Raw genomic sequence first — 25,185 nt, forward strand, 5'->3', positions numbered from 1 at the left:
GTAAAGCCATGAAATATTACATCACTCCTATAGCAAAACTCGCCCGGTATAATATAAAGATTATCTTCGGCAATAAGTTTATGTATTTTATTCTCAGTGCCGTCGGTTTTTATATCCTGACGGTGGGGTTAAATCTTATTTCGGATTCGGAGATTACGATGGCTACCGGATACAGTATGTTATTAGTGCCTTCTATCCTATTGATCTTCTATCCGACCTGTTTCGGTATACAGAACGACCAGGATGCCAAAATCATAGAAATCATTTTCGGTATTCCGAACTATCGGTATAAAATCTGGTTATTCCGGCTTTTGATCGCCTATATGATTTGTTTTATCATCACTTTGCTTTTAGCTGCCGTCACCGACTGGCTGGTTGTAGAGGTACCTCCCCTGCAACTCGCTTTGCAAAGTATGGTACCTGCGCTTTTCATCGGTTTACTGTGTTTTATGCTCAGTACACTCATCCGGAATGGCAACGGTACGGCAGTAATGATTATCATTATCGGTTTATTACTGTTCGCATCGAGTAAAATTCTGGACGTCAGCAAATGGAATGTATTTTTGAATCCCTTTGACGTCCCCTTGGATAAAAATCCGCAAATTTTTTATAACACCCTGTTCGACAACCGATTGATTATCTTACTCTCTTCCTTCATATTCTTATTGGTAGGACTTTACAAGACACAAAACCGGGAAAAGTTCATCTGACTCACCGAGTCCGCCCAGGAGAAATATCCACCCGTATCCGAGATATATTTCTCCCACCCCCAAAGGGGCATATCCAGCGCCTCCCGGTTCGTCAACCGCCATTCCCCATCCCCAACCCTTCTCATTTTTCCGTTAACTGGGAATATTCAGTAAATGTCCCTAAATATTTAGGCAGTTATATACATATTAAACGTTATAAACGTAGGTTTATTTTTTCTTTCTATTCCGATTCCGGGTTTTGTGCCGTCAGACCGGTTCGCCTGGAACGGTCCGGTAAGGCTTTCCTTCACTGACCGGCGGAACTCCTCACTACGTTCGTCAGACACCACCGGTCGGCCGTTCGGAAAACCTAACCGGACACTCGTTCCTGCTCCAATGGTCTTCCGCCACAAAACCCTCCATCTTCCGTCAGCACTACAGGGCAAAGAAGGAAAGTTTTATTGAATGAAAGGGCAGGCCACCCTGACCGGAGTACGAATACCTGGATTATTAGATCGGATTATTTCTATAAAATACTGATTATTAAATTAATCTCTAATGCATAAAGTATCAGAAAAACATCTGTTTGATAGAAGTTTATACTTTTTAGGTCACAGTTCGTTTTCCATGCAGTGATAACACGAACACCGGAGACGAATAAGTAACGAACTATATTAATCTGCAAGTAAAATGAGAGAAAAAACTCCACCATAAGCTATTTTGTTTGCCGGGTAGATACAAATCCATCCACATAAGGAGAGTCTGATTTGATTACGGCAAATGCTTGCCTGACGAGCTTGTTTGCAACAGTAATAAGAGCCACCTTGGAAGGTTTCCGTTGGCTTTCAATCGTGTGTAGCACTCTTTACAGGTTGTGTTACCACGTAATGCCGACCACGAGGCGACATATAGCAGTGAACGCAGGCTCACATCCCCGTTACGGTTTATCCCACCTTTGATGTGCACGGATGTTCCGGATTGCTGGTATGTCGGGCATATTCCGATAAAACGGGAAATTTGCTTTGCGTTATCGAAATAGGAGAATCCTCCGGTAGCGACAATCAAGGCCGTAGCCAAAGTGATACCAATTTCTTTGATGGATGTAAGAAGTTTAATCTGCCTGTCAAACTCTGACGAAGCCAGGTCTGCAAGTTCAGATTCCAAAGACTCTATTTGACTGGCCAAAAAAGAATATGTTAAAGCAATAAATAACAAGCTTATCTTTACAAAAAATAACTGTTTTGCTATAGATTCATTAAAAGTATGCCAGGAAGCCTACGAAGATTTATTGGCAAATCTCATAGATGTAAATAAAGTTATAGAGCAAGCAGAAAATGATTCACTTGAAATAAATTTGCAATATCCATTCCCAACTACATATTCAGCTTCTCACACAAGTTATATATTCACAAAACATAATACGACAAATAATTTAAATATTCTTTCCCCACGTTTAAAAGCTTCAAGCGAAGATGGAGGAACAACAGAAAGAAATGTATTGTTAGCTTCAATGGCAGCTAATAGTCATTGTTATTTCCAAAGTGGCACTGCTAACATAAAATCTATAACACATGTAAATATTTCCATTTTCTTTTGGTCTTTTATGATTTATGATGAGGTATGGGGACACCATAATGGTGCAAATGGATTAGGTGTAATTGGAGAAAATAATGGTAATTATGAATATGATTGGTTATATGCTTTAGATAATCACACAGGAGAATTTAATTGGGAATTTCGTAACGTATCTTCCAGTACAGATGGCGTTTCTATTAATCATAATTTTTTTGGCAAAAAAGTAAATCGATAGATCGGGATATTCAGTAAATATCCCTACCTAAAGATAAAAAAGTCAACTAATTCGCAATAATTTGCACATGAATCAGTCGACTAATTTCCTAATATTTTAGGAATGTCCCTGGATCAACCACAGTTGTTTTGCTAAATCGTCCTTTTCAATTTCTCATTGATTCTGGAGCGGACTTTAATCATGGCATTCTTTTTCTTAATCCATTCGACAAGCCGTTCCATATCGCCTGCATTTTGAAATTCCAGAATCTTCTCGTCAGCCTCGCGGCAAAGGATTTCTATCCGGCGCATCTTATAATTATCTACAATTTTAGGCAATAGTTCGTCGAGCATCATCTCCTCGGTCCGCATCGAGGAATCTTTCAGGGTCCAAAGTTTACTCAATTCATAGGGTTCGCTCAGAATATCCGCGACAAGTTCACAAATCGACACATCCGGGTTACCGATAAAATACTTAGAAGGGATAAATCCGGGATTCCGATAATTCTTCCGGTATTCATTCTGAATTTCTCTCAAACGGGGATTCAACATTTCCAGTTCGTCCTCAGCCAGTTCGTGAATGATATATTCCCCGACAGTAACCGAATAAGGCATCCCGTCACGCTCTTCTTCGTAAAGCTCCTGTCCTCCGAAGAGCAACAAATAACGCACCAACACCATTTCTTCGGTGTCGCAAGGCGTCACCTGAACAGTCTTGGCCGGAGTCAGAGTCACCCGAGGGGGCTGTTGAGTGGGCGATTTATAGGGCAAAGGGGTCGGATCACCGACTTTTTCTTTCCGGATACGGGCGATCTCATTGTAAAGGAGCTTTTCTTCCACCTTCATTTGGTTCGCTGTCTCCTGAACATATACCGAACGGGTGATCGTATCGGGAATCAACGAAATACTCCTGACGATATCTGTAATCAACTTCGCTCTTTCTATCGGATCACTACCCGCTTGTGTCAACAATAATTTTGTCTTGAAATGAATAAAATCCGTTTCATGCCCGGAGATATACTCCAACACTTCTTCGGCAGTATGCGCCTGCGCATAGGAATCGGGGTCCTCGCCGTCGGGCAAGGACACGACACGGACATTCAATCCCTCTTCGAGTACCAGGTCGATCCCGCGTAGAGACGCTTTTATTCCCGCAGCATCACCGTCATAGATGATCGTTACATTCGGGGTCAAACGGCGGATTAGACGGATTTGTTCGATCGTCAGAGAAGTACCCGAAGAAGCCACGGTATTTTCTATCCCCTTTTGGTGAAAAGAGATCACATCGAGATATCCCTCTACCAAATAACAACGATTGTGCTGTACAATACTTTTCTTGGCAAAATAGATCCCGTACAGCGTACGGCTCTTGTGGTAAATCTCAGACTCCGGAGAGTTGAGGTATTTGGCACTTTTCTTATCGTTGGTCATAATCCGGCCACCGAAAGCAATGATCTTACCGGCCAAATCACGAATCGGGAACATCACCCTGGCACGGAAACGATCGAACAGTCCGCGTTCCGATTCTATGGTCAGTCCCGTTTTTACCAAAAACTCTTTTTTATATCCTTTTTCTAAAGCTGCTTTCGTGAAACCGTCCCAAGCTTCGGGACAATACCCCAAACCGAATTTCTCGATCGTCCGATCATCCAATCCCCGACGACGAAAATACCCCAACCCCACCGATTTCCCTTCATCGGTATGCAACAATTGCTGTACGAAAAATTCTTCGGCATAATTGGTCACGATCAGCATACTTTCCCGCTCGCTCTTCTCTTGCTTTTCGTGTTCCGAGAGCTCTTTTTCTTCGATGATAATATTATATTTAGCCGCCAGCCAACGCAGAGCCTCGACATAAGACAATTGTTCGTGTTCCATAATGAAATTCACCGCATTCCCGCCTTTCCCGCATCCGAAGCATTTATAAATACCCTTCGACGGGGAGACCGTAAAAGAACCTGTTTTTTCATTATGAAAAGGACAACAGCCCACATAATTCACCCCTCTCTTCTTCAGACTTACAAAGTCGGAAATCACTTCGTAAATATCTGCAGCATCGAAAATCTTCTGTATCGTCGCTTGATCAATCATAGTACAAAGGTAAGAGGTAAAAAGGAAAAAGATAAAAGGTAAAAGGTAAAAAGTAAAAGGTTTTTCTATTTATTATATTTCACAGTATTTTAACTACATTACAATCACGCTTTGGCACAATATTTGTACTTTTGCGTCCCATGGAAACGATATATATTCAAAACGTTTTCATGTGCAAATTTAATTTTATCATGACAGAAAGCGAATTTAATCGGACAAGAGAAGAACTATTAGAAAATATTTCTGAGTTATTTTTAAAATATGGCTTAAGAAGTACTTCAATGGACGATATCTGTTCGCATCTCAAGATCTCGAAAAAAACTTTATACCAATATTTCAGTAATAAAGACGATCTTGTCGAACAGATCATGATGCACCGTAGAAATAATTACCGTACACAGAAGGATATCGAAGAACTGAAACAACATAATTCTATAGAGATCATGTTGACGATCAGAGACCATATCATCCGGAGCTTCAACAGCAGGATGCCGGCGAATTTATTCGATTTAAAGAAATACCATCCGGATGTTTATCAACGAGTAAATAACAAAGATCAGATTTTTATCCAAAATTTATTTAACGAAGTGATCGACAAAGGGATACGGGATGGTTATTTCCGGTCTGATATCAATCGTGAGATCCAGGTCTACCTGTTTGTAAAGCAAATGTCTCTCATCGGTGAGCCGGAAATGATCAGTGAATTGAAATATCCGATTTCTACGATCGTCTCTACGATTGTAGAAAATATTATCCGCAGTTTCGCGACTCCCCAAGGGATGCATGAATTGGAACATTTACTTTATAATAAACCTCATGAAAAAACAACTAAGCCATGAAAAAGAACAGATCTAACTTTCCCAGGAGCTATGCTGTTTAGCTGAATTTCGGGATATAAACGTGTATAATCAAAATCAAAAATCTAATAATTAAAGAGAATGAAAAGAGGAGTATTAATCATTTTTGTTGCGATTCTCATTCCGTGTTTGCTGCAAGCCCAGACCACACCGAATGATCCCCAGCGTCTGACGCTAGAACAAGCGGTAAATTTTGCCGTAGAGCACAACAAAGAACTACAGGCATCCCAAATGAATATCGAATTGAGAAATAAAATGGTGACAGAAGCCATTTCTCAAGGTTTGCCTCAAATCAACGGCGATCTGAACTATAGCACCAATTTCAGATATAAGATGAGTTTCCCTGGATCGGAATCGTCTACCGTACTGAAAGACCAGTCGAGCGTCGGGGTTACCGTTAACCAACTGCTATTCAGTGGTGAATGGATATTGGGAATACAAACCAGTAAGATTGCTAAACTGATTGCTTCTCAGCAAGTGGATGTAACCGAATTGGATATTAAAGAAACGGTTTATAATTCGTATTATACCATCCTGGTGAGCGAACGCCTGATGGAAATCGTAAAGCAGAACCTGGAAAATATGAGCCAGATACAGCGTCATACCGAAAATATGCTGGCAGCAGGTACTGCCGAGCCGACAGACGTCGATCAGATCCGCATCACTGTCGGACAGTTGAAAAACAGCCTTCTGGCTATGCAACGGACAGTAGACGTAAACTATAATTTACTGCGCCTGCAACTGGGTTTACAAGCCGGGACTCCGATCACCCTGGCCGATCAACTGGATAATTTTCTGGAAGTCGGTAATTTCCTGAAACTGGCCGGCCAAGAATTCGATATCAACCAGAATGCCCAATACAAACTGATGGAGACCCAGGAGGAATTACAAAAGAAAATGGTAGGATTGAAAAAATGGGCTTATTCACCGACGATCTCTGCAAACTACGGTTACACCTATAAAATCCTGAAACCTAGCTTGGATTTCAGTCCGAAACATTCAGCTACCATTACGATGAGTATTCCTATTTTTTCAGGTCTGCAACGTAAAGCGCAGCTCGATCAGGAGAAAATCACGCTGGAACAAACCACGCTGAACAAGAGTTTATTGGCGGATCAATTGAACTTACAGGAAGAGCAATATAAATTCGCCCTGAAAAATGCTTTGGAAGATTATAACCTGCAAAGTGAGAATATTCAGGTTGCCCGGAAAGTGCTGGAAAATTACCAGTATAAATACAATGCCGGAGCCGTATCCAGTTTAGATCTGACCCAGGCCAACAATAATTACCTGACCGCAGAAAACAACTATACTTCGGCTTGTTTAACATTATTACAGGCACAAACTCAACTGGAGAAACTGTATAACGAGCTAAAATAATCAGGAGTGAATAGTCGGAAAGCGATCTTTTAGCTCTGTAATTGAAAAAGAAACAAATTAAATATTGAAAACAATGATAAAGAACGTAATTTTATCTACCCTCGCGATTGCTGTATTAGCCGGTTGTTCAGGAAAGAAAGATTCTGACAAAGATACCAGCGTAGTTGAAGCTATCCCGGTGAAAGTTCAAAAACTGGAAAAAGAAAACATTGCCCGTACCCTGGACTACACAGCAAATTTACAGGCAGACGAGCAAGTGTATTATGCACCTGCAGCTACCGGACGTATTGAAAAAATCTATGTAGAAGTTGGGGACCGGATTAAAAAAGGACAATTATTAGTCGAAATGGACCGGACGAATCTGCAACAAGCCGAAGTCCAGTTAAAAAATCTGGAAACCGAATACAACCGGGCTAAAATGCTGAATGAAACTCAGAGTATCAGTAAGCAAGCCTACGATGCTGCAGTGACCCAATATGAGGTAGCTAAATCGAACGTAGACTTCCTGAAAGAAAATACCCGGATGTTGGCTCCTTTCAACGGAGTAGTGACCGGAAAATATTTCGAAAACGGAGAAGTATATACAGGAGCTGCTTTCGGTGGTGCTTCCAAACCATCGATCATTGCAATTGAAAAAATCAATCCCCTGAAAGCCTACGTAAATCTTTCGGAACAATATTTCTTATCGGTAAAGAAAGGCACGAAAGTAGAATTGAAAAGTAACCTTTACCCCGACCGGATATTCGAAGGACAGGTAAGTATCGTTTATCCGACGATCGATCCGGCTTCGAGAACTTTCACCGTTGAAGTGAAGATTCCGAATGATGACGAAGCATTACGTCCCGGTATGTACGGAACCATCAATTTCTTTATCGGAAATACCGAAACCGTTGTTGTTCCTGCTATCGCTGTGTTGAAACTTCAGGGTGCGAATGACCGCTACGTATTCATCAACAAAGACGGTAAAGCCAAAAGAGTATCCGTGAATTTAGGGAAACGTTTTGAAGATAAGATCGAATTGATCAGCGACGAAATCCAGGAAGGAGACGAATTGATCGTTGTCGGTCAGGGACGTGTTATCGACGGTTCACCCATTACTATCACTCAATAAGATAAATACATCAAATAAATAGTAAGAATATGAGTATATACAATACAGCGGTCAACAAGCCTATTTCCACATTAATGGTATTTATCGCCATTATGGTATTAGGTGTTGCCTCTTATATACAGTTGCCGGTGGACCAATACCCTAAGATGGACCCGCCCTACCTCACAGTGATGGCAACTTATCCGGGAGCGAATGCTTCGGATATTGAGGAAAATGTAACCAAAATCCTGGAAGATCAATTGAACTCCGTAGATAATCTGAAAGAGATGACCTCTACGTCCTATGACAACTTAGGAGTAATCTCTCTGGAGTTCGAATGGGAAGCCAATCTGGACGAAGCATCCAACGACGTACGTGACGCTGTCGATAAAGCAATGCAAAATTTGCCGGACGATATCGACCGACCGACCATTATGCGTTTCAACACGTCTATGATGCCGATCCTGATTTATGCCGTCACGGCCGACCAATCTTATCCCGGTATAGACAAGATTCTGGATGACAAACTGATCACCCGTTTGAACCGGGTAGACGGTGTAGCTTCTGTGATCGTTGCCGGAGCACCGGAACGTGTGGTTTATGTCGATTTAGACCCGAATAAACTGGATGCTTACAACCTGACTCTCGAACAGATCGGTAACAAAATTCTGGCAGAGAACAAGGATGTTTCTTCCGGTAATGTGAAAATGGGGCTGATGGACTATGCTTTGCGTATAGAGGGTGAATTCGAGGAAAGCGACCAGATCAAAAATATCGTACTCGGCACTCAAAACAATAAAACCATCTATTTGCATGATGTTGCTGTCGTGCGGGATACGATCAAAGACATCACACTGGAACAAACGATCAACCGGGGACGCGGTGGTGTACTGATGATCACCAAACAAACCGACGCCAATGCCGTTGCCGTAGCTAAAGAAGCGAAAAAGCAACTGGAATTGGCAATGAAAGAATTGCCTTCGGACATCAACTTCCAAATCATTTCGGATAACTCGGACTTTATCGTAAAGTCGATCAACAACCTGCAGGAAACATTGATGTACGCTTTGATCTTTGTGGTATTGGTCGTATTTCTGTTCTTAGGACGATGGAGGGCCACCTTTATCATTGCTCTGACCATCCCGATCTCACTGATTGTCGCCTTCATCTATTTGTTTGCAACGGGTGAGTCTCTGAACGTAATTTCACTGTCCTCCCTCTCTATTGCAATCGGTATGGTGGTAGACGATGCCATCGTAGTGTTGGAAAACATAACGAAACATATCGACCGGGGAAGCCGGCCACGTGAAGCAGCCAAATACGGAACGAATGAAGTATGGTTGTCTGTAATCGTCACCACACTGGTAACCGTAGCTGTGTTCTTCCCGCTGACCCTGGTAACCGGAATGACCGGAATCTTGTTCAAACAGTTGGGATGGATCGTTTGTATCACCGTATGTACCTCGACACTGACGGCTATTTCTCTGACTCCTATGCTTTGTTCACAATTAATGCGGATACAGGAAAAGACCAGTAACAGCAAGTTCAGCTTTTACAATTTCGTATCCCGGCAATTGGATAGGCTGGATTCAGGTTATGAAAGACTGATCCGTTGGGTACTGCATCATAAAACATTCGTCATTTGTTTCATGACTGCCATCTTCCTGGGGTCTTGCAGCCTTACGCGTTTTATCAAAACCGACTTTATGCCGCAGAACGACCAGAGCAATATGACTGTATATGCAAAAATGCAATCCGGTCAACGGGTAGAAGAGACGAAAAGAGTCGCTTTACAGATCGACTCAATGATCCGGGCAGATATACCGGAAATTACGATCATCAACTTGTCGTACGGTAGTGAAGAAGAAGCTTCCTTCGCTTCTATGATGAACAGTACCGGTAACAATATCCTGAATATGCGTTTACGTACCGTAGATATTAAAGACCGTGAACGGAGTATTTTCGTCATTGCCGACCAGGTTCGTTCTATCTTGAAGAGTTTCCCGGATGTACTGCAATATACAGTCAGTACCTCATCCAGCGGTGGTTCTATGGGTAGCAACTCTGTCGATATCGAAATTATGGGTCACGATTTCAACACAACCACCCGTTTGGCTCAGGATATCGCAGTGAAAGCCCGTCAGATCCCGGGAGCCGAAGATATCAAAATCAGCCGGGACGACGATAAAGCCGAACTCCAGATTGCTTTAGATCAGGATAAACTGGCTCGTCATGGTTTGACCACTTCAGAAGTCGGTTCTTATGTCCGTAACCGGATCTACGGTTTCCGTAACAGTAAATTCAAAGAAGACGGAGAAGAATACGACATCATCGTCCGCCTGGATGAGAAATACCGTTCTTCTCTGACGGAGATCGAAAATATCCTGATCATAGACGGCCACGGCGAAAAAATACGTCTGAAAGAATTGGGTGAAATCAAAGAGTACTTCTCACCGCCAAATATCGAGCGTAAAAGTAAACAGCGTATCCTGAAAGTGTCTATCACTCCGGCAGCTGGCGTAGCTTTGGGAGATATCGCACAGGCATCACAACAGATTATCGACAATCTGGAAGATGTACCTCAGGATGTCAGTCTTTACATCGGTGGTAACTACGAAGACCAGCAGGAATCCTTCAGTTCTTTGATCTGGCTGTTACTGTTGTCCCTGATGTTGGTATACATTGTGATGGCCGCTCAGTTCGAATCTTTCAAGATGCCGTTCATTATCATGTTGGCCATTCCGTTTGCATTCACAGGAGTAATTCTGGCCCTGTTGCTCACGAACACCACCTTGAGTATCGTGGCTGCCTTGGGTGCTATTATGTTGGTCGGTATCGTGACGAAGAACGGTATTGTGTTGATCGACTTTATCAACCTGATGCGTGAAAGAGGTATTCGCTTGTACGATGCTATTGCACAAGCTTGTCGTTCCCGTCTGCGTCCGGTATTGATGACCTCTTTGACTACGATTCTGGGTATGGTACCGATGGCGATCAGTGCAGGTGAAGGTTCCGAAACCTGGCGGCCAATGGGTATCGCAGTAATCGGTGGTATGGTTTTCTCCACCATCATTACGATGATCATCGTCCCGGCCGTATACGCTGCTATGGACAAAAGCGGTAGCCGTGACAAGAAAAAGGCACTGGCCAAAGAATTTAAATTTATGAAAGACTTCGATCCTGAAAAAGATCTACCCAAAAAGTAATCGATAATGCAGATTTACAGTTTCAGACCGATATTAAAGTCTGAAATTGTAAATCAAAAATCAAAATCAAATATGAAGAAAGCAGTATTCATAACATACAACCAAGCCCTGACAGAGCGAGTAGCTTTTCTCCTCGATCAATTACAGATCAAAGGATTTACACAATGGCCTCTGGTTAACGGAGCAGGAACAGAAACCGGAGAACCTCGTATGGGATCTCATACCTGGCCGGAAATGAACTCCGCCACCATTACCATCGTCGAAGAAGAAATGGTGCCCCTGATTCTGAAATACGTCAAAGCGTTGGATGAAGTAAACAAAGAAAACGGTATCCGGGCTTTTGTCTGGGATATTACCGATATGTATTAATCCGAAAACTCAATAGGGTCTGCGCAAAGCAACTGCACAGACCCTATTCAAAAATTCTCTTTCTTAACCACAACCGACAATCTGCCTAAGTGGCAGTAAAATAGTTTCAACTTTCTTTCAGCGGTTTAAAGCCGCGTCCCAGAATTTCTTTCGAATCGATTACATTGATAAAGGCTTCGGGGTCGATTTCTGCAATCCGATGCCGTAAAATCATCATTTCACGACGTGTGAGGATGGTGTAGATCATATTGCGGCTTTCTCCCCGATACATACCGACAGCCGGCAATAAGGTAGCTCCCCGGTTGATATCCTTGATAATAACATCCTTCACCGGATCTAACTTATCAGTGACAATCATCAGGGTCTTATGTACAGCAGCACCGTCGATTACCAGATCGATCACTTTTCCTTCGATAAATACGATAATCCAGGAATACATCGGTAAACGCCAGTCACCGAAAGCAACAACCGTCGACAACGTAATGGTACAGTCGACAATAATCACCAAAGTTCCAAGCGATATGTGGGTATATTTATTCAAAATCATAGAAATGATATCGGATCCTCCGGAAGTTGCCCGTGCCTTAAAGATCATACCGATCCCGATACCATAAACAATTCCTCCGAAAATAGCGGACAACAACTGTTCGTTCAGTAACGTACGATCCGTAATACCGGGCTCCAACAAGGCATCATAGCCGTATAAATAGTGGATGAGACGCATAAATGCCGGAATAGCGAACGTACAGATAATGGTTTTTACCCCGAACATACCTCCCAAAAAGTAAATTCCCAACAAGAGTAAAGGAACGTCCATACACAGGGCTGCAATTTCAGTCTCCCACCCCCACAAATGGTGAAATACCATAGACAATCCGTAAGTTCCTCCGGGAGCAAACCCATAAGGCTCAGCAAACATCACCGCCCCCAGGGCAAAAACAAAACATCCACCCAACAACCAGGCATAGGTTATAAAAAAATCTTTAGAGAGAAATTTCTCTTTCGTAACAAATCCCATATTGACTTTAGATTTATGATTTTGATTTATGATTTAACGCTGCCAAAATTACGAATTGTTTTCGGCATTTTCTTGGCATAAAATATTTTCAACATGTTTTGTTTATATCTGTATATCAATCTATTAAACAACAAGACACAGGCATATTTATACAAGAAAGAGCATATTTATACAAAAACAGGAAATCGCATTGAAAACGATTGAAGCCCTATACGGCAATAACAGGATAAGGTGAGTAATCGTAAAGTTGTATTTTCCCTTTCAAGAGGGATTCAGGAACATCGATCAGCCGTTGATTGCTACTTCCCCTGAAAAGCAAATCGGTATCCCGCAAATGCTGATTAAAACGTCCATCTACCAAAACATCGATATAAGGCAAGATTTGTGCCAACCGGGCAGACCGGCACACCTCTTCGTAGCGATAACCGGTATAACACCAAATATTCTTTTTGCTTTTGTTTTTAATCAACTTAGCCAATTCAGTAAATGCTTCAACTTGCTCCAAAGGGTCTCCCCCACTAAAAGTAATATTTGAAAAAGGATCGGTCAGCAAGCGTTCGGCCACCTCTTCTACTCCGACCGCATGCCCATGCTCACGTTCCCAGGATTGGGGATTATGACAACCGGGGCAATGATGCCGGCATCCTGCCGCATAGAGAGAGGTCCGGAATCCCGGACCATCTACCACGGTATCTTCGATAATATCCAATAAAAACAGGTTCATCGCTAAACTAATTATGTCTGACCCGATCATTCAATTCAGCCAGTTTCGCCTGATTCCAGCGATTTGTCGTACCGACCAGATATCCGGTAATCCGTTGCAGGCGATCGATATGATGTCCTCCGCAATTGGGGCATTCTTCCAAACCGTCGGTCGCGTCTTCATGTCCACAATCCATACAGCGGTTACGGTTGTGATTGACAGAACAATACCCCATATTATAGCGGTCCATCATGTCTACCACCGACATAATCGCATCCGGATTGTGGGTTGCATCTCCATCGATCTCTACATAGAAGATATGCCCTCCGCGGGTCAGATCATGGTAAGGAGCTTCTATTTCTGCTTTATGCCGGGCACTGCATCGATAATAGACAGGCACATGATTCGAGTTCGTGTAATATTCCCGGTCGGTCACTCCCGGGATGATTCCGAAACTCTTTTTATCCTTCTGAGTGAATCTCCCGCTCAATCCTTCGGCAGGAGTAGCCAATACACTATAATTGTGCTGCCAGCGCTCCGAAAATTCATTCGCTTTATCCCGGAAACGGGTTATAATTCGGATCCCTAACTGCTGTGCAGCCGGATCTTCTGCATGGTGCTTACCTGTCAACGCGACCAAACATTCGGCCAAACCGATAAAACCGATCCCCAGTGTCCCTTGATTTATAACACTCTCTATCGTATCTTCAGGTTTCAACTTCTCCGCTCCTACCCACAGAGAACTCATTAAGAGAGGGAATTGCTTTGCCCGGGCAGTTTTCTGAAACTCAAACCGACGATGTAATTGCAAAGCCGTCAACTCAAGGAGTTCGTCCAATTTCGAGAAAAATGTCCGGATTCTTTCTTCCCGTTCGGAAATATCCATACATTCGATAGCCAGACGTACAATGTTTATCGTCGAGAAAGAAAGATTTCCCCTACCGATGGAAGTCTTCTCTCCGAAGCGGTTTTCAAAAACCCGGGTCCGGCATCCCATGGTAGCCGTCTCATAGCGAAAACGCTCCGGATCGTCGGCTTTCCACAATTCATGCCGGTTAAAAGTAGCGTCCAGGTTGATGAAGTTGGGAAAAAAACGCCGGGCACTGACTTTACAAGCAAAAACATATAAGTCGTAATTGGGATCCTGAGGTAAATAATTCACGCCCCGTTTCTTTTTCCAGATCTGAATCGGAAAGATAGCCGTACCTCCGCTTCCCACTCCCCGATAGGTAGAGGTCAGCATTTCCCGAATAATACAACGGCCTTCGGCAGAAGTATCCGTACCGTAATTGACAGAACTGAAAACAACCTGATTGCCTCCCCGGCTATGAATGGTATTCATATTATGGATAAAAGCCTCCATAGACTGATGTACACGACTTACCGTCCGGTTGATCGCATGTTGTAAAACCCGCTCATCCCCGCTCAAACCGTCCAGCTCAATCCGGACATAATCTTTGATGGGAAAATGGTACAGGTGTTTGTAATCTTCACCGGTAATCTCTTCCAATACTTTCACCTCTTCGATAAAACTATTCCGCACATAAGGTGCCAGATAAAAATCAAAAGCCGGAATCGCCTGTCCGCCATGCATTTCATTCTGAGCCGTCTCGAGCGAAATGCAACCGAGGATGCTAGCCGTCTCGATCCGTTTTGCCGGACGGGATTCACCATGACCGACATAGAATCCGTTTTTCAGGATCTTATCCAAGGGATGCTGTACGCAGGTGAGACTTTTGGTCGGATAATAATCTTTATCGTGTATGTGCAGATATCCTTGCCGAACGGCATTTTTTACTTCTTCTACCAACAAATAATCGTCGACAAACGGCTTTGTCGTTTCACTGGAAAATTTCATCATCATCCCGGCAGGCGTATCCGCATTCATATTGGCATTTTCCCGGGTCACCTCATTCGATTTCGTCTCTATGATTTCCAAAAAGATATCCCGGGTTTTCGCTTTACGGGCCACACTACGCTGATTCCGGTAAGCAATATATAATTGAGCCACATCTTTACGGCGGCTCTTCATCAATTCGATTTCCACACAGTTTTGAATATCTTCGACACTCATCTGCTCCTGTCCCCGGCAAGCGATACGATCGGCAATTTCATGTGCCAATTGCATATCTTCTCCTTTATCGGTATGCAGCATCGCTCTTCTCACTGCAGCAACGATTTTCTCCTCATTAAAGCCAACTACACGGCCATCTCTTTTCAATACAGTCTGAATCATTATTTTACTTTTTAATCATAAACCGATAACTCATAAGGCAAGGAGAGGACAAAAAAAAGACAAGCGAATCCTTCTTTCCGGCCTTTCCTCGAAAGCCTCAGAAAACAATAATTACGGCAGGTCTTCTGACTTACTCCCGGTTTAAACAACCTTCCCGCCAATAACGGCAGTGGTTCTTCTCGGGTTTAAACCGCTCTACGGAGCTTACAGCAGCGGGACTGTCCGGGATTCTCACCCGATTCCCTTTTCATCTCATCCCTACGCTAGGATAAGAACCGAAATCAAGACAAAAATAGAAAGTTTTTTACGAAGAGAAAAATATTTTCAGAAACTTTTCTGACATTTTTTCAAAGTAACAGATTATCAAAGTTTTCCAATACAAATCTTTTAATCTAGAATCCGGCACATTCAAACTATTGATAATCAACATATAACTACAAAACAAAATTCAAATCATCAAGCAATCAAACATTTAAAAGTTTTCCAAAATAAAAATCCAAAAATTAATCGAGTTAATATTTTTCAGCATTGATATTTTATTCTTCGTCTTTTACTTTTGATTTTTCATTTTGTAGATATTCCACCCAAATTCGGGCTGCTTCTTCCACTGTTTTGAGACAAGGACGTTTTTTATAATATTCGGGTGTCCGGGCTTCAGGCACCGGATCGAACCCGATTCTTGAGGGAGTCACCCCCAACAATTCACCGCAGATCAACGAACCGTTACGCTTCACAAATTTCTCTGCCAATTGTTGTACCAGTCTATAATTCGCTTCTTTCCCTTCCCTATCTTTTCCCTCTACACAACCTGTTTCGAGGCCTGCCAATATAAACATTCCGCAAGCAGCACCGCAAGTCATTCTCATCCGACCGATCCCTCCACCGAACGAAGCCGACATCCGTAATGCCTGTTCGAAAGTATAACCATACTCGTCTGCAAAAGCAGCACATACCGACTGTGAACAATTGTAGCCTTGCCGGAATAATTCGACGGCACGCTGTATCCGGTCTTCCATCATCCTATTTTTTAATGTCCGGCAAAAGTAACGAAAGACCGTGAGAATAGGAAATCTATTTCTTCTATTGCGTAATAATATTCCCTTGCAAATCTATATCCAAAGCCATATCGAGTCCCGGTTGTTGTTTAGGGGTCAAAATAAAATGATACCGATCTCCCTGAGGGAATTGCCGATAGTCGACGCTCCGTACGGTATAGTTTTCATAAGCGGTACTATTCAGGACTTCTTTCACCACCGCAGGGACTTCGGAAAACAATACCGGCCATTCTGTATACTGCCAGTTCATCGAGCGATCGAAATAGATTTGTTTAGCTTCGTTGCCGTCCAGCATATTCGCCTGATATGCCCCGTCGGACCATTTCCCGACTTCAGTCAGTAAAGCCTGCCTATAATTTTGAGTAACAAAAGTAAGAATCGTCTGAGGAATATCGTTTCCACTATAATCTTCAACGACTGCCCGGTGCAGATAAGCTTCGGCATCAGCCCAAATCGTCACCTCATTCGCCCCGTTCTCCAATTCCACCGCATACCAATCGGGATAATTTTTCCGTTCGAGCACTTCTGTAGCCGCATCCGGCGTCCATAAAGTAGGAGGATAATCAATGCTATTGGCAATAAAATCTTTTATCGCAGCAGGAACCGAGGTATAAGTGACCGCATATTCTGCCTGCAACCAGATCCCGGAGGTATTGAACCAGGCTTCATATTCACGTCCGTTCAAGGTAAAGTCGGCCTCCCGGAAAACTCCTTTAGATTCCCATTCTACACCGGTAGCACCCGGATATTTAGCCTGAAAAGCCAATTCTACCGCTTTCCCCGGCCTATCGTCATCTTTATCCGAAGCATCGTCCCGGCAAGCAACGAACATACCCGAACCCAAAAATCCAAGTAATACAACTATTAATCTCGTTTTCATATTCTTTCGTTTTTTCTATTCCTTACGAAAAAAGAAAGAAAATGTTCGAGCTTATAAAATCCGATTCGAATACATGTCTTCGAAGTTAGAAAACTTTCCGTTTATTTTCTGTGCTTCTTCTCCTTCGGGATTCAGTTCGAGTGCTTTTTTCAAATCTTCGACAGAACCGTTTTTATCTCCTTTCATCAGTTTTGCCCGTCCCCGCTCACTGTAAGCACGCGCAAATTCCGGTTTCAATTCTATCGCTTCATCGAATAGTTCGATGGCCTTATCCGGTTGTTCACGGGCAATATAAAGCGTTCCCAGTTGCAGATACGCTTGTTCGTTAAAAGGATTCAGCCCGGTCACCACTTCATAATCCTGCTCTGCAGCCTGATCGTCACCCAAAGCTTCATGCAGACGCCCCCGGATCAAAAAAGCGTTTTCTTCTTCGGGCATCAAACCGATCACCTTTTCGATATCCTGTAATCCATCTTTATAATCCCGAGTAGACAGCATCATCTCTGCCCTCAGCAACAATGCTTCGGCAAAATCCTCCTTTATCGTAATCGCCTGAGACAAAGAGACGATCGTTCCCAATACATCGCCAGCAGCTTTTTTAGCCTTCGCAGCCAGATAATAAGCCGAAGCATTGGTTGCATCCAAAGCAATTACCCGGTTACAATCGGCAATGGCCGCTTCATATTTTTCAGCCATAAAATTCAGGTTGGCCCTCATTAACAAGACAGGAATATTATCAGGCTCGATATCGACCAAACGTCCTGCCGTTTCTATCGCTTCTTCCATCCGATCTTCGCGGTTATAGGCCCCGACCAAATGTTCGAGTACTTCCACATCCTCTTTCAATTTCAATGCTTCATTGAAACAACGGATAGCATAAGTATTCTTACCGATCTTCAATGCTTTGATACCATCGTATTTCAATACATCGAAATTGCGGTTCAATTTAGTCTCTTCGGATTCATCTGTTTCTCCGAAGAATAAAGATTTCAGAAAATTAGCCATATCGATTCAGCGTTTAATCACCATTTCATCGACAAAATTAAGCATTTTTATATTTCCTGCCAGCAAAAATAGATTTAATGACAGGGTTCCTTTTGACAAGGTTGTCCGGGCAGCTCCAATTCTAAAGTAGCATGTCCGATGCCGGCCTTCTGTAACCGGCATTTTAGTTCACTTTTTATCTGTTCCATTTCTACCATATCTGCAACGACGATATGCGCAGTCAGAGCAATTTCTGTCGTACTCAACCCCCAGATATGCATGTGATGGAAACTATCCACCCCGGGAGTAGTTGAAATAATCTGCCCGATCCGGTCATAGCTGATTCCCTGAGGCACCCCGTCCAACGACAAACGAAGACTATCGCGCAATAATCCCCAGGTGGAATAGACGATAAAAAGAGCGATCAGTATGCCGGTCAACGGGTCCATCATATACCAGCCGGTATGCTGAATAACAATTCCCGAGACAACTACCCCGACAGAAACCAATGCGTCGGCAGCCATATGCAAATAGGCCCCTTTTACATTCAGATCTTTTTCTTTGTCTTTCACAAACAACCAGGCAGTCAGCGCATTGACCAACACTCCGACTCCGGCTACCCACGCCACGGCATCTCCATCTACCGGACGAGGATGGAATAATTTATCTATACTCTCCCCCAAAATAAATCCGACAGCGACCAACAAAATAACTGCATTCAGCAGAGAAACCAGAATCGTACTTTTCTTATAACCGTAAGTATATCTCAAAGTCGGACTCACTTTAGCCAGACGAAAAGCCAGCATGGCCAATACCAAACTGAACACATCTCCCAGATTATGCCCGGCATCCGAAATCAATCCCAATGAATTATACCAAAAACCGGCAATAAATTCGGCAACGACAAATCCGGCATTTAAAACAATACCTATGACAAAAGCTTTATTCAGCGAAGTAATCCCAAGGGATCGGTGGTCATGATGGTCGTGTGACATATTTTTCGATTTAAATTTGTTTCTTCAAGCCGACTTTTTCCGATGCAAAAGGCGGGTCATCATAAAAGATTGTTTATAAAATATAAACAAGGGCAGCGAAACTCCGATGACCAAAGCAAACAGTACGAATAAAGCCGTCAAGCCATTCCGGAAAATTTCTACGATCAACTGTTGCAACACCAGCGGGTCGTCATTTTTCATAAAACGAATCAGAGCTAAAATTGTTTTATAAGCATACATACCCGGAATCATAGGCAAGAGAGAAGGGAAAGAGAATACCTCGGCCGGACAATGAATCAATTTGGCGAACCACATGCTTCCCATCCCAATCGTAAAAGCAGCGATCAGGGTAGAAGAAGTAAGATCCAAAGGAGTCTGATGGAGAAGGTAGTAGCGACAAGCATGCCCAACCGCTGCCAATAAAGCTGCAATAAAGACCGCTTTTTTCGGAGGATTCGAAATCACAGCAAAACCGATAGCGGCAATTGCAGCTAAAAAACCGTCGAACAAGACCGACAACCCAAATTCAGTATTCATATTTATCATTTCTAAATTACAACACTTCTTTTCCCAGGATCAGCAAAGTCATCGACAACCCTAAGGCAATACATATAATCAAGATAGCGGCATTGATCGCCCTGGAAAAACCGATCAGGACATGCCCTTCCAGGATATCCAGGATAGAATTGATTAAAGGAACTCCGGGGATTAAAAAAAGTACACTCGTACCTAAAGCGACATCCTGAGTGGTACCCCAATCAAAATACACACCGAGCGCCGCAACCAGAGAAGCCACAAATGAACAAACAATAAATATCAACATATGATTGACCTTACGGACCGTCAATTCCTGCCTGACAAAAAAACCGGTCAAAGTAGCCATCCACACTAATCCCATAGCGATCCAGTCTCCACCGAACAAACGACAAAAAGCAGCATTGGCAAAAGCCACCAAAATCAACACTACCCAACGCGACATACGGGGTTGCGTCGTAATTACGGCATAACGTTTTTTCAATTCGTCCAAAGGCAAATCATGATCATAGGCTTCCCAACTCAACGAGCTCAAATCGGATATCGTCCTGAAATTCAATGCCAAAGCCGGGATACGCCTTACATAAGTGCGCCGGATAGAATAATCGTCGGCATGTTTTACGGTCATGGTTATATTACGCTGAAAAATAGTCATATCCACCCCATAACCGAACGACTCGGCAATGCGATTTACATTCCTTACTACCCGCGAAGTATGGCTCCCCACACCCATCAAAGTCGTAGCGAAATCAAGTAAAAAATTAGAAAGTTCCTGAATATCGGTATCAGCGTTCGTCATAAGGGAAGAATTAAATTTTGGAATGGCAAAATTAGAAAAACCCCCTTGTTTATGCAACCCGGAATCCGAACAATACATCCGATTGTAGCAAAATCGTAATCTGTTTGAAACAATTTTCGGGTAATCTTGCTGCAAATAAAATTCACATTTACTGTTATGAAAATAAAGTTTTTTTATGGTTTGATCCTCATTCTCACTTCGCTGTCCCTCGGGGCAGAACCGGCCGAATCTTCTCTTCCGCGTCCCAAATTAGTAGTAGGCATCGTAGTCGACCAAATGCGCTGGGATTACCTCTACCGTTATTACGACCGTTATGGAGACCGTGGATTCAAACGCTTGCTGAAAGAAGGGTTTACATGTGAAAACACTCAATTGAATTATTTACCGGCTTTCACAGCCGTCGGGCATACCTGCATTTACACCGGTTCTGTTCCCTCGGTGACCGGTATTGCAGCCAATGATTTCTATATTGAAAAGGAAAAGAAAAAGTTATACTGTACAGCCGATCCGACAGTCGAATGTGTCGGTAGCGACTCACAAGCCGGCCGGATGTCACCCCGGAATTTATGGGTAACGACAATCACCGACGAATTACGTCTGGGTACAAATTTCCATTCTAAAGTTATCGGGATCGCTCTCAAAGACCGGGCCGCTATTCTACCGGCAGGACACACGGCAAATGCCGCTTACTGGTTCGACTACGATTCCGGCAAATGGATTACAAGTAGTTATTACACCGATAAATTACCCCGCTGGGTCGAAGATTTCAATGCCCGGGACCGAGCCTCCCAACTATTGCAACAAGACTGGAATACGTTGTATCCTATCGGGACATATAAACAAAGTACAAAAGACGATACTCCTTATGAAGCCCCATTCATAAAAGGAGAAAAACCTGTTTTTCCTATTCCGACTTCCAAATTATTGAAGACAAATGGATATAGTATGATCCGCCAAACTCCTTACGGAAATACCTTCACTTTGGAAATGGCGAAAACAGCTGTCGAAAAAGAGGAAATGGGCCAGCGTGAAGAAACCGATTTTCTTGCTGTCAGTCTTTCGGCTACAGATTATATCGGTCATCAATTCGGTACGAATGCCATCGAGACCGAAGACACCTATCTCCGGTTAGATCAGGATCTCGGTCTGTTCTTTGAGTTTCTCGACGAGAAAATCGGCCGGGATCATTATACCGTTTTTCTGACAGCCGATCATGCAGCAGCCCATAATGTCGGCTTTTTACAATCCCACCGGATCCCTTCCGACAGCTGGTTATATCAAAAGGTCTTACATCGGTTGGACAGTACCTTGAACAATCGTTTCGCCGTTCAAGGCCTGGTTTATAGCCTGGATAACTATCAGGTCCATCTGGACCGTCAGCTTATTTCCCGGTCCAGGCTAGCGTATGAAACCGTAAAGTCGGCCGTCCTGGATTATCTAAACAATCTGGAAGGCATAGCCTATGCCGTAGATATGGAAAAAGTCGCAATTTCTACACTCCCTACAGGTATCAGAGAAAAAATCATCAACGGATATTGCCGGGAACGCAGCGGAGCAATACAAATCATCGTCAAACCAGGCTGGTATGAAAGCGGGACGCCTACCCCGCAGGGAACTACTCACGGGACATGGCATTCTTATGACACTCATGTTCCCCTGCTTTTCATGGGTTGGGGAATCCGGCAAGGAGCAACCCGGCGCCTTGTCGGGCTGACAGACATAGCCCCGACTATAGCAGCATTATTGCACATACAAGCCCCTAATGGTTGTATAGGCCAACCCATTCCGGAAATATTAAAATAATAAAAAAACTTGGATTAGCATTTCATTTTTTTCGTATCTTTGTTCCATACTGGTTTTCTTGTTATCATCCGGTACAAGAAATAAAAGGGAATCGGGTGAAAATCCCGGACAGTCCCGCTGCTGTAAGCTTCATAACCAGATCCGGACAATACTCCTGCCACTGTCTGCAATATGTACGACGGGAAGGCGTCCGGAGAGAAGCAAGTCAGAAGACCTGCCAGTAACAGCAAACGTCTTTACTCTCGAGGATTTAGAGTGGGACACCTGCACATATATATTTACTGTACTGTTAAAAACACCGGAGATAAAAATGGTGTATGCGGAAGTATTGTATGATGTGGCCACAATACGAAAGATACAGGGTTTTTATTTGAAGGATCCGCCAGTCGCATCCTGCCGGTGTTTTTTTTATGTCTTTTCGGAGCGGAGCTTTTCTGGCAAAAAAAGTCACAGGCCGGCTTTACCTGTGACTTTCGCAACTATTAATCAATAAAACGTGACAAAATTCTGATGACACAAAGATAGGCCGGCTAAATAGACCCGGAAATCCCCGATTCTAGGTATTCCGCCTGTTTTGGTATCCCTATATTAAGGTAAATCGTTATTTTGGGGCTTTCTGAAGGAGAATTCACACCCACAATATTGCTGATTATAAAAACCATTTTCGGCCAAAAGTATCTTACGGCGTTCGCTTAAACCACCTTTACGCCAGTTCTTTTCCCAAAATTCCAGACCTTCAAAGCGAGCCGCAGCCCATTTCCCGGCTTCGGTGATTTGTTGAAGGCTCTTCCATCGCGAAGAGGCCAGTGTAGTAGTAAACAAACGAAAGCCTCTTTCATCAGCCAATTTTGCCGTGGCCAGCAACCGTATTTTGAAACACTGCAGACATCGCTTTCCCCGTTCGGGTTCATCCTCCAAGCCCGCCACGTCACTCAACCAGGCTGTATGATCATAATCCCCGTCGATAATCTCCAAACCTAATTTTTGTGCATAACGACTGCATTCGGATTTCCGGATTTCGTATTCTTCCTGTGGAAAGATATTGGGGTTGAAATAATACAAAGTCGGACGGATATCCTGAGCTAGCATCCATTCGACGATAGCAGCCGAACAAGGGGCACAACAACTATGCAACAATACATTTTCCATTTTGATCTATCTTTGTCGTCTTTTGTTTTTATATAAGCCATGTCTGATCACTGTACGTCCGGGATGTATCAGATAGGTCAAATCGAGTAAAGGAACATAAGTCCATCCGGATTTTTCATTTATCCTGATATAGGGAATTTTACAAACAGCTGAGAGCCCGAAGTGCCTTGACACATAATAAGTAAGACGCAAATTTCCTTCTACAGCATATGCTTTTGTGAAATCAACACTATAAAAAAGGCCGTTTAAACTATAATGAAACCGGTGTCCCCAATAAGAATCAAACTGCAATCCTCCATAATAAAGCACTTTACCGTCGAGCAACTGAGTATGATACAAGGTGTGGGCATAATCGAACGGCATTACTTCGTTATTCCCGAACCCGACATAACCCTCTATGCCCGCATGCAGGGTCAGTATTTTTTCGGCCGAAGGATCGGGACATCCCCATACTTGCGGATTCAATAACCAGGAAAACAATATTTCATGCCGCATAGCCATCCCCTGGGCCACCTGTACCGAATCCGGAACCAGTTCTTTAAAACCGGTCGACTGCAATATCTTCAAACCGGGATAAGAATAATACAACGTATGTGCTGTAGCCCAGGCAAAACGCCTGTTCCCCCACCAACGGTGTTTCAACCCGATATTAGGTAAAAAAGGTTCCTCAGCTATCCGAAAAAGGATTTCCGTACGTTTTGAGAAACCGATCCGTGTGGGATTAAAAAGACTGATTTCTGCTGCATCCGAAGCGACAATACCTGCTGTCCCGGTATGCCAGGCAGAGATTTCCGGAAAACCTTTACTCTTTGAAGGTAATCGGCGGGGATCCCACCGCAACTCGGTATCTTTCTGCCGGAGAGAATTTTCTTTCTTTTCTATCTGTTTTTCTGTTCTCTTCTGTTCTTTACTTTTTGCAGGAAGCACCCGTTGTGCATAAACACCTGAAGAGATTGTCCCCCATAATAATAGACAAAACAGGATTTTCATTTTACGGAATAATAATTCAGGATCAAAGGCAAAGCCGGCTGAGGCACATAAGGTGAAATATCCTGCCCTTCTCCGAGCATCTCCCGGATTTCCGTCGAAGAAACATCGGCAAGAGGTGCGTCTATCAGAAATAGATTTTCCCACATCGAAGCGGATACCCCCTCTCCTTTACGAGGATAAACCAATATACGGTAATTTTCCACAATTTCTTTAGCATTCCGCCATTTATGAAAATCTCTCAGGTTATCCTCTCCGATGATCAAAGCAAACTCTTCCTCCGGCCATTTTTTTTTCAACAGCTGCAAAGTGGCATAAGTGTAGGAAGGCTTAGGCAAACCGAACTCGACATCACATGCCTGCATCCTTTCATCCCCACGGATCGCAGCTTTCACAATTTCCAATCTTTTTTGCTCATCCAATAAAGAACGATCGCTTTTCAATGGATTATGAGGCGAAACGACAAACCAAATCCGCTGACAATATCCTTTGTACAACAAATACTGTGCGATCTTCAGATGACCATTGTGAATCGGGTTAAAAGACCCGAAGAATAAGCCTGTCATTCCTTT

General features: G+C 43.2%; 22 protein-coding genes, 1 pseudogene and 2 riboswitches. Of the genes and pseudogenes, 8 read left to right on the forward strand and 15 right to left on the reverse strand.

Annotation, left to right across the window (positions count from 1 at the left end; all coding sequences use genetic code 11):
• Positions 1-8: 8 nt before the first annotated feature.
• Positions 9-710, forward strand: a complete 702-nt coding sequence (locus tag WS42_RS00775) for a hypothetical protein (protein WP_013612705.1) — start codon at positions 9-11, stop codon at positions 708-710.
• Here WS42_RS00775 and WS42_RS15205 read toward each other — a convergent pair.
• Positions 677-835: a hypothetical protein gene (locus WS42_RS15205; protein ID WP_013612706.1), complete on the reverse strand. Its 159-nt coding sequence runs from the start codon at positions 833-835 to the stop codon at positions 677-679. The two genes, WS42_RS00775 and WS42_RS15205, sit on opposite strands and share 34 nt — an antisense overlap.
• A gap of 569 nt (positions 836-1,404) precedes the next feature.
• Positions 1,405-1,895 (reverse strand): annotated as a pseudogene (locus WS42_RS15210) (transposase); the annotation flags it as partial.
• Positions 1,896-1,977: 82 nt separating this feature from the next.
• On the opposite strand from WS42_RS15210, the gene WS42_RS00785 reads away from it, so the two are divergent.
• A complete protein-coding gene (locus WS42_RS00785; protein ID WP_046450639.1) occupies positions 1,978-2,499 on the forward strand; it encodes a hypothetical protein in 522 nt (173 codons plus the stop codon).
• A 131-nt stretch (positions 2,500-2,630) separates the two neighbouring features.
• Here the strand turns inward: WS42_RS00785 and dnaG are convergent, their stop codons facing one another.
• Complete coding sequence (gene dnaG / locus WS42_RS00790; RefSeq protein WP_046450640.1) at positions 2,631-4,568, reverse strand: DNA primase; 1,938 nt, start codon at positions 4,566-4,568, stop codon at positions 2,631-2,633.
• Between the two features lie 191 nt (positions 4,569-4,759).
• Here dnaG and WS42_RS00795 point away from each other — a divergent pair, with 191 nt between their 5' ends.
• The 5 genes from WS42_RS00795 (at position 4,760) to WS42_RS00815 (ending at position 11,470) form a co-directional block, all read left to right on the forward strand.
• On the forward strand, positions 4,760-5,407 hold the full coding sequence (locus WS42_RS00795; protein ID WP_162610076.1) for a TetR/AcrR family transcriptional regulator: 648 nt from the start codon (positions 4,760-4,762) through the stop codon (positions 5,405-5,407).
• 99 nt (positions 5,408-5,506) lie between these two features.
• Positions 5,507-6,805, forward strand: a complete 1,299-nt coding sequence (locus WS42_RS00800) for a TolC family protein (protein ID WP_013612710.1) — start codon at positions 5,507-5,509, stop codon at positions 6,803-6,805.
• Between the two features lie 73 nt (positions 6,806-6,878).
• Positions 6,879-7,916, forward strand: a complete 1,038-nt coding sequence (locus WS42_RS00805; RefSeq protein WP_022159567.1) for an efflux RND transporter periplasmic adaptor subunit — start codon at positions 6,879-6,881, stop codon at positions 7,914-7,916.
• A gap of 29 nt (positions 7,917-7,945) precedes the next feature.
• Positions 7,946-11,101 carry an efflux RND transporter permease subunit gene (locus WS42_RS00810; RefSeq protein WP_046450641.1) on the forward strand — a complete coding sequence of 1,052 codons (3,156 nt, stop codon included), beginning with the start codon at positions 7,946-7,948 and terminating at the stop codon, positions 11,099-11,101.
• A 72-nt stretch (positions 11,102-11,173) separates the two neighbouring features.
• Positions 11,174-11,470, forward strand: coding sequence for a PG0541 family transporter-associated protein (locus WS42_RS00815; protein WP_013612713.1), 297 nt, complete (start codon positions 11,174-11,176; stop codon positions 11,468-11,470).
• Between the two features lie 106 nt (positions 11,471-11,576).
• Here WS42_RS00815 and WS42_RS00820 read toward each other — a convergent pair whose 3' ends face one another.
• The 9 genes from WS42_RS00820 to WS42_RS00860 all read right to left on the reverse strand — a co-directional run bounded on the left by WS42_RS00820 (position 11,577) and on the right by WS42_RS00860 (position 20,674).
• Positions 11,577-12,488, reverse strand: coding sequence for a YitT family protein (locus WS42_RS00820; protein ID WP_013612714.1), 912 nt, complete (start codon positions 12,486-12,488; stop codon positions 11,577-11,579).
• Between the two features lie 208 nt (positions 12,489-12,696).
• Positions 12,697-13,212, reverse strand: coding sequence for an anaerobic ribonucleoside-triphosphate reductase activating protein (gene nrdG / locus WS42_RS00825; protein WP_013612716.1), 516 nt, complete (start codon positions 13,210-13,212; stop codon positions 12,697-12,699).
• A 7-nt stretch (positions 13,213-13,219) separates the two neighbouring features.
• Positions 13,220-15,427, reverse strand: a complete 2,208-nt coding sequence (locus WS42_RS00830) for an anaerobic ribonucleoside triphosphate reductase (protein ID WP_022159565.1) — start codon at positions 15,425-15,427, stop codon at positions 13,220-13,222.
• 98 nt (positions 15,428-15,525) lie between these two features.
• Positions 15,526-15,722, reverse strand: a riboswitch (cobalamin riboswitch).
• A 241-nt stretch (positions 15,723-15,963) separates the two neighbouring features.
• A complete protein-coding gene (locus WS42_RS00835) occupies positions 15,964-16,443 on the reverse strand; it encodes a C-GCAxxG-C-C family protein (RefSeq protein ID WP_022159564.1) in 480 nt (159 codons plus the stop codon).
• A 64-nt stretch (positions 16,444-16,507) separates the two neighbouring features.
• On the reverse strand, positions 16,508-17,362 hold the full coding sequence (locus tag WS42_RS00840) for a PepSY-like domain-containing protein (protein WP_046450642.1): 855 nt from the start codon (positions 17,360-17,362) through the stop codon (positions 16,508-16,510).
• A gap of 51 nt (positions 17,363-17,413) precedes the next feature.
• Entirely contained in the window at positions 17,414-18,367 is a 954-nt protein-coding gene (locus tag WS42_RS00845; RefSeq protein WP_013612720.1) for a tetratricopeptide repeat protein, read from the reverse strand.
• Between the two features lie 74 nt (positions 18,368-18,441).
• Complete coding sequence (locus tag WS42_RS00850; protein WP_013612721.1) at positions 18,442-19,341, reverse strand: cation diffusion facilitator family transporter; 900 nt, start codon at positions 19,339-19,341, stop codon at positions 18,442-18,444.
• 24 nt (positions 19,342-19,365) lie between these two features.
• Positions 19,366-19,878, reverse strand: a complete 513-nt coding sequence (locus WS42_RS00855) for a threonine/serine exporter family protein (RefSeq protein ID WP_013612722.1) — start codon at positions 19,876-19,878, stop codon at positions 19,366-19,368.
• Between the two features lie 16 nt (positions 19,879-19,894).
• Positions 19,895-20,674: a threonine/serine exporter family protein gene (locus tag WS42_RS00860; RefSeq protein ID WP_046450647.1), complete on the reverse strand. Its 780-nt coding sequence runs from the start codon at positions 20,672-20,674 to the stop codon at positions 19,895-19,897.
• Positions 20,675-20,830: 156 nt separating this feature from the next.
• Between WS42_RS00860 and pafA the strand changes: the two genes are divergently transcribed.
• Positions 20,831-22,477 carry an alkaline phosphatase PafA gene (gene pafA / locus WS42_RS00865; RefSeq protein ID WP_022159562.1) on the forward strand — a complete coding sequence of 549 codons (1,647 nt, stop codon included), beginning with the start codon at positions 20,831-20,833 and terminating at the stop codon, positions 22,475-22,477.
• Positions 22,478-22,510: 33 nt separating this feature from the next.
• Positions 22,511-22,713, forward strand: a riboswitch (cobalamin riboswitch).
• 352 nt (positions 22,714-23,065) lie between these two features.
• On the opposite strand, the gene WS42_RS00870 is transcribed toward pafA, so the two are convergent.
• From WS42_RS00870 to nadD, 3 genes are read right to left on the reverse strand one after another with little or no spacing between them, the layout of a single operon-like run.
• Complete coding sequence (locus WS42_RS00870) at positions 23,066-23,626, reverse strand: epoxyqueuosine reductase QueH (protein WP_013612726.1); 561 nt, start codon at positions 23,624-23,626, stop codon at positions 23,066-23,068.
• Between the two features lie 6 nt (positions 23,627-23,632).
• A complete protein-coding gene (locus WS42_RS00875; RefSeq protein ID WP_013612727.1) occupies positions 23,633-24,616 on the reverse strand; it encodes a hypothetical protein in 984 nt (327 codons plus the stop codon).
• Complete coding sequence (nadD, locus tag WS42_RS00880; RefSeq protein WP_013612728.1) at positions 24,613-25,179, reverse strand: nicotinate (nicotinamide) nucleotide adenylyltransferase; 567 nt, start codon at positions 25,177-25,179, stop codon at positions 24,613-24,615. Before nadD ends, WS42_RS00875 begins: the two co-directional genes overlap by 4 nt.
• Positions 25,180-25,185: the final 6 nt, after the last annotated feature.

It is taken from the genome of Odoribacter sp. N54.MGS-14 (genome assembly GCF_000980295.1).
GTDB classification, from domain to species: Bacteria; Bacteroidota; Bacteroidia; order Bacteroidales; family Marinifilaceae; genus Odoribacter; species Odoribacter splanchnicus.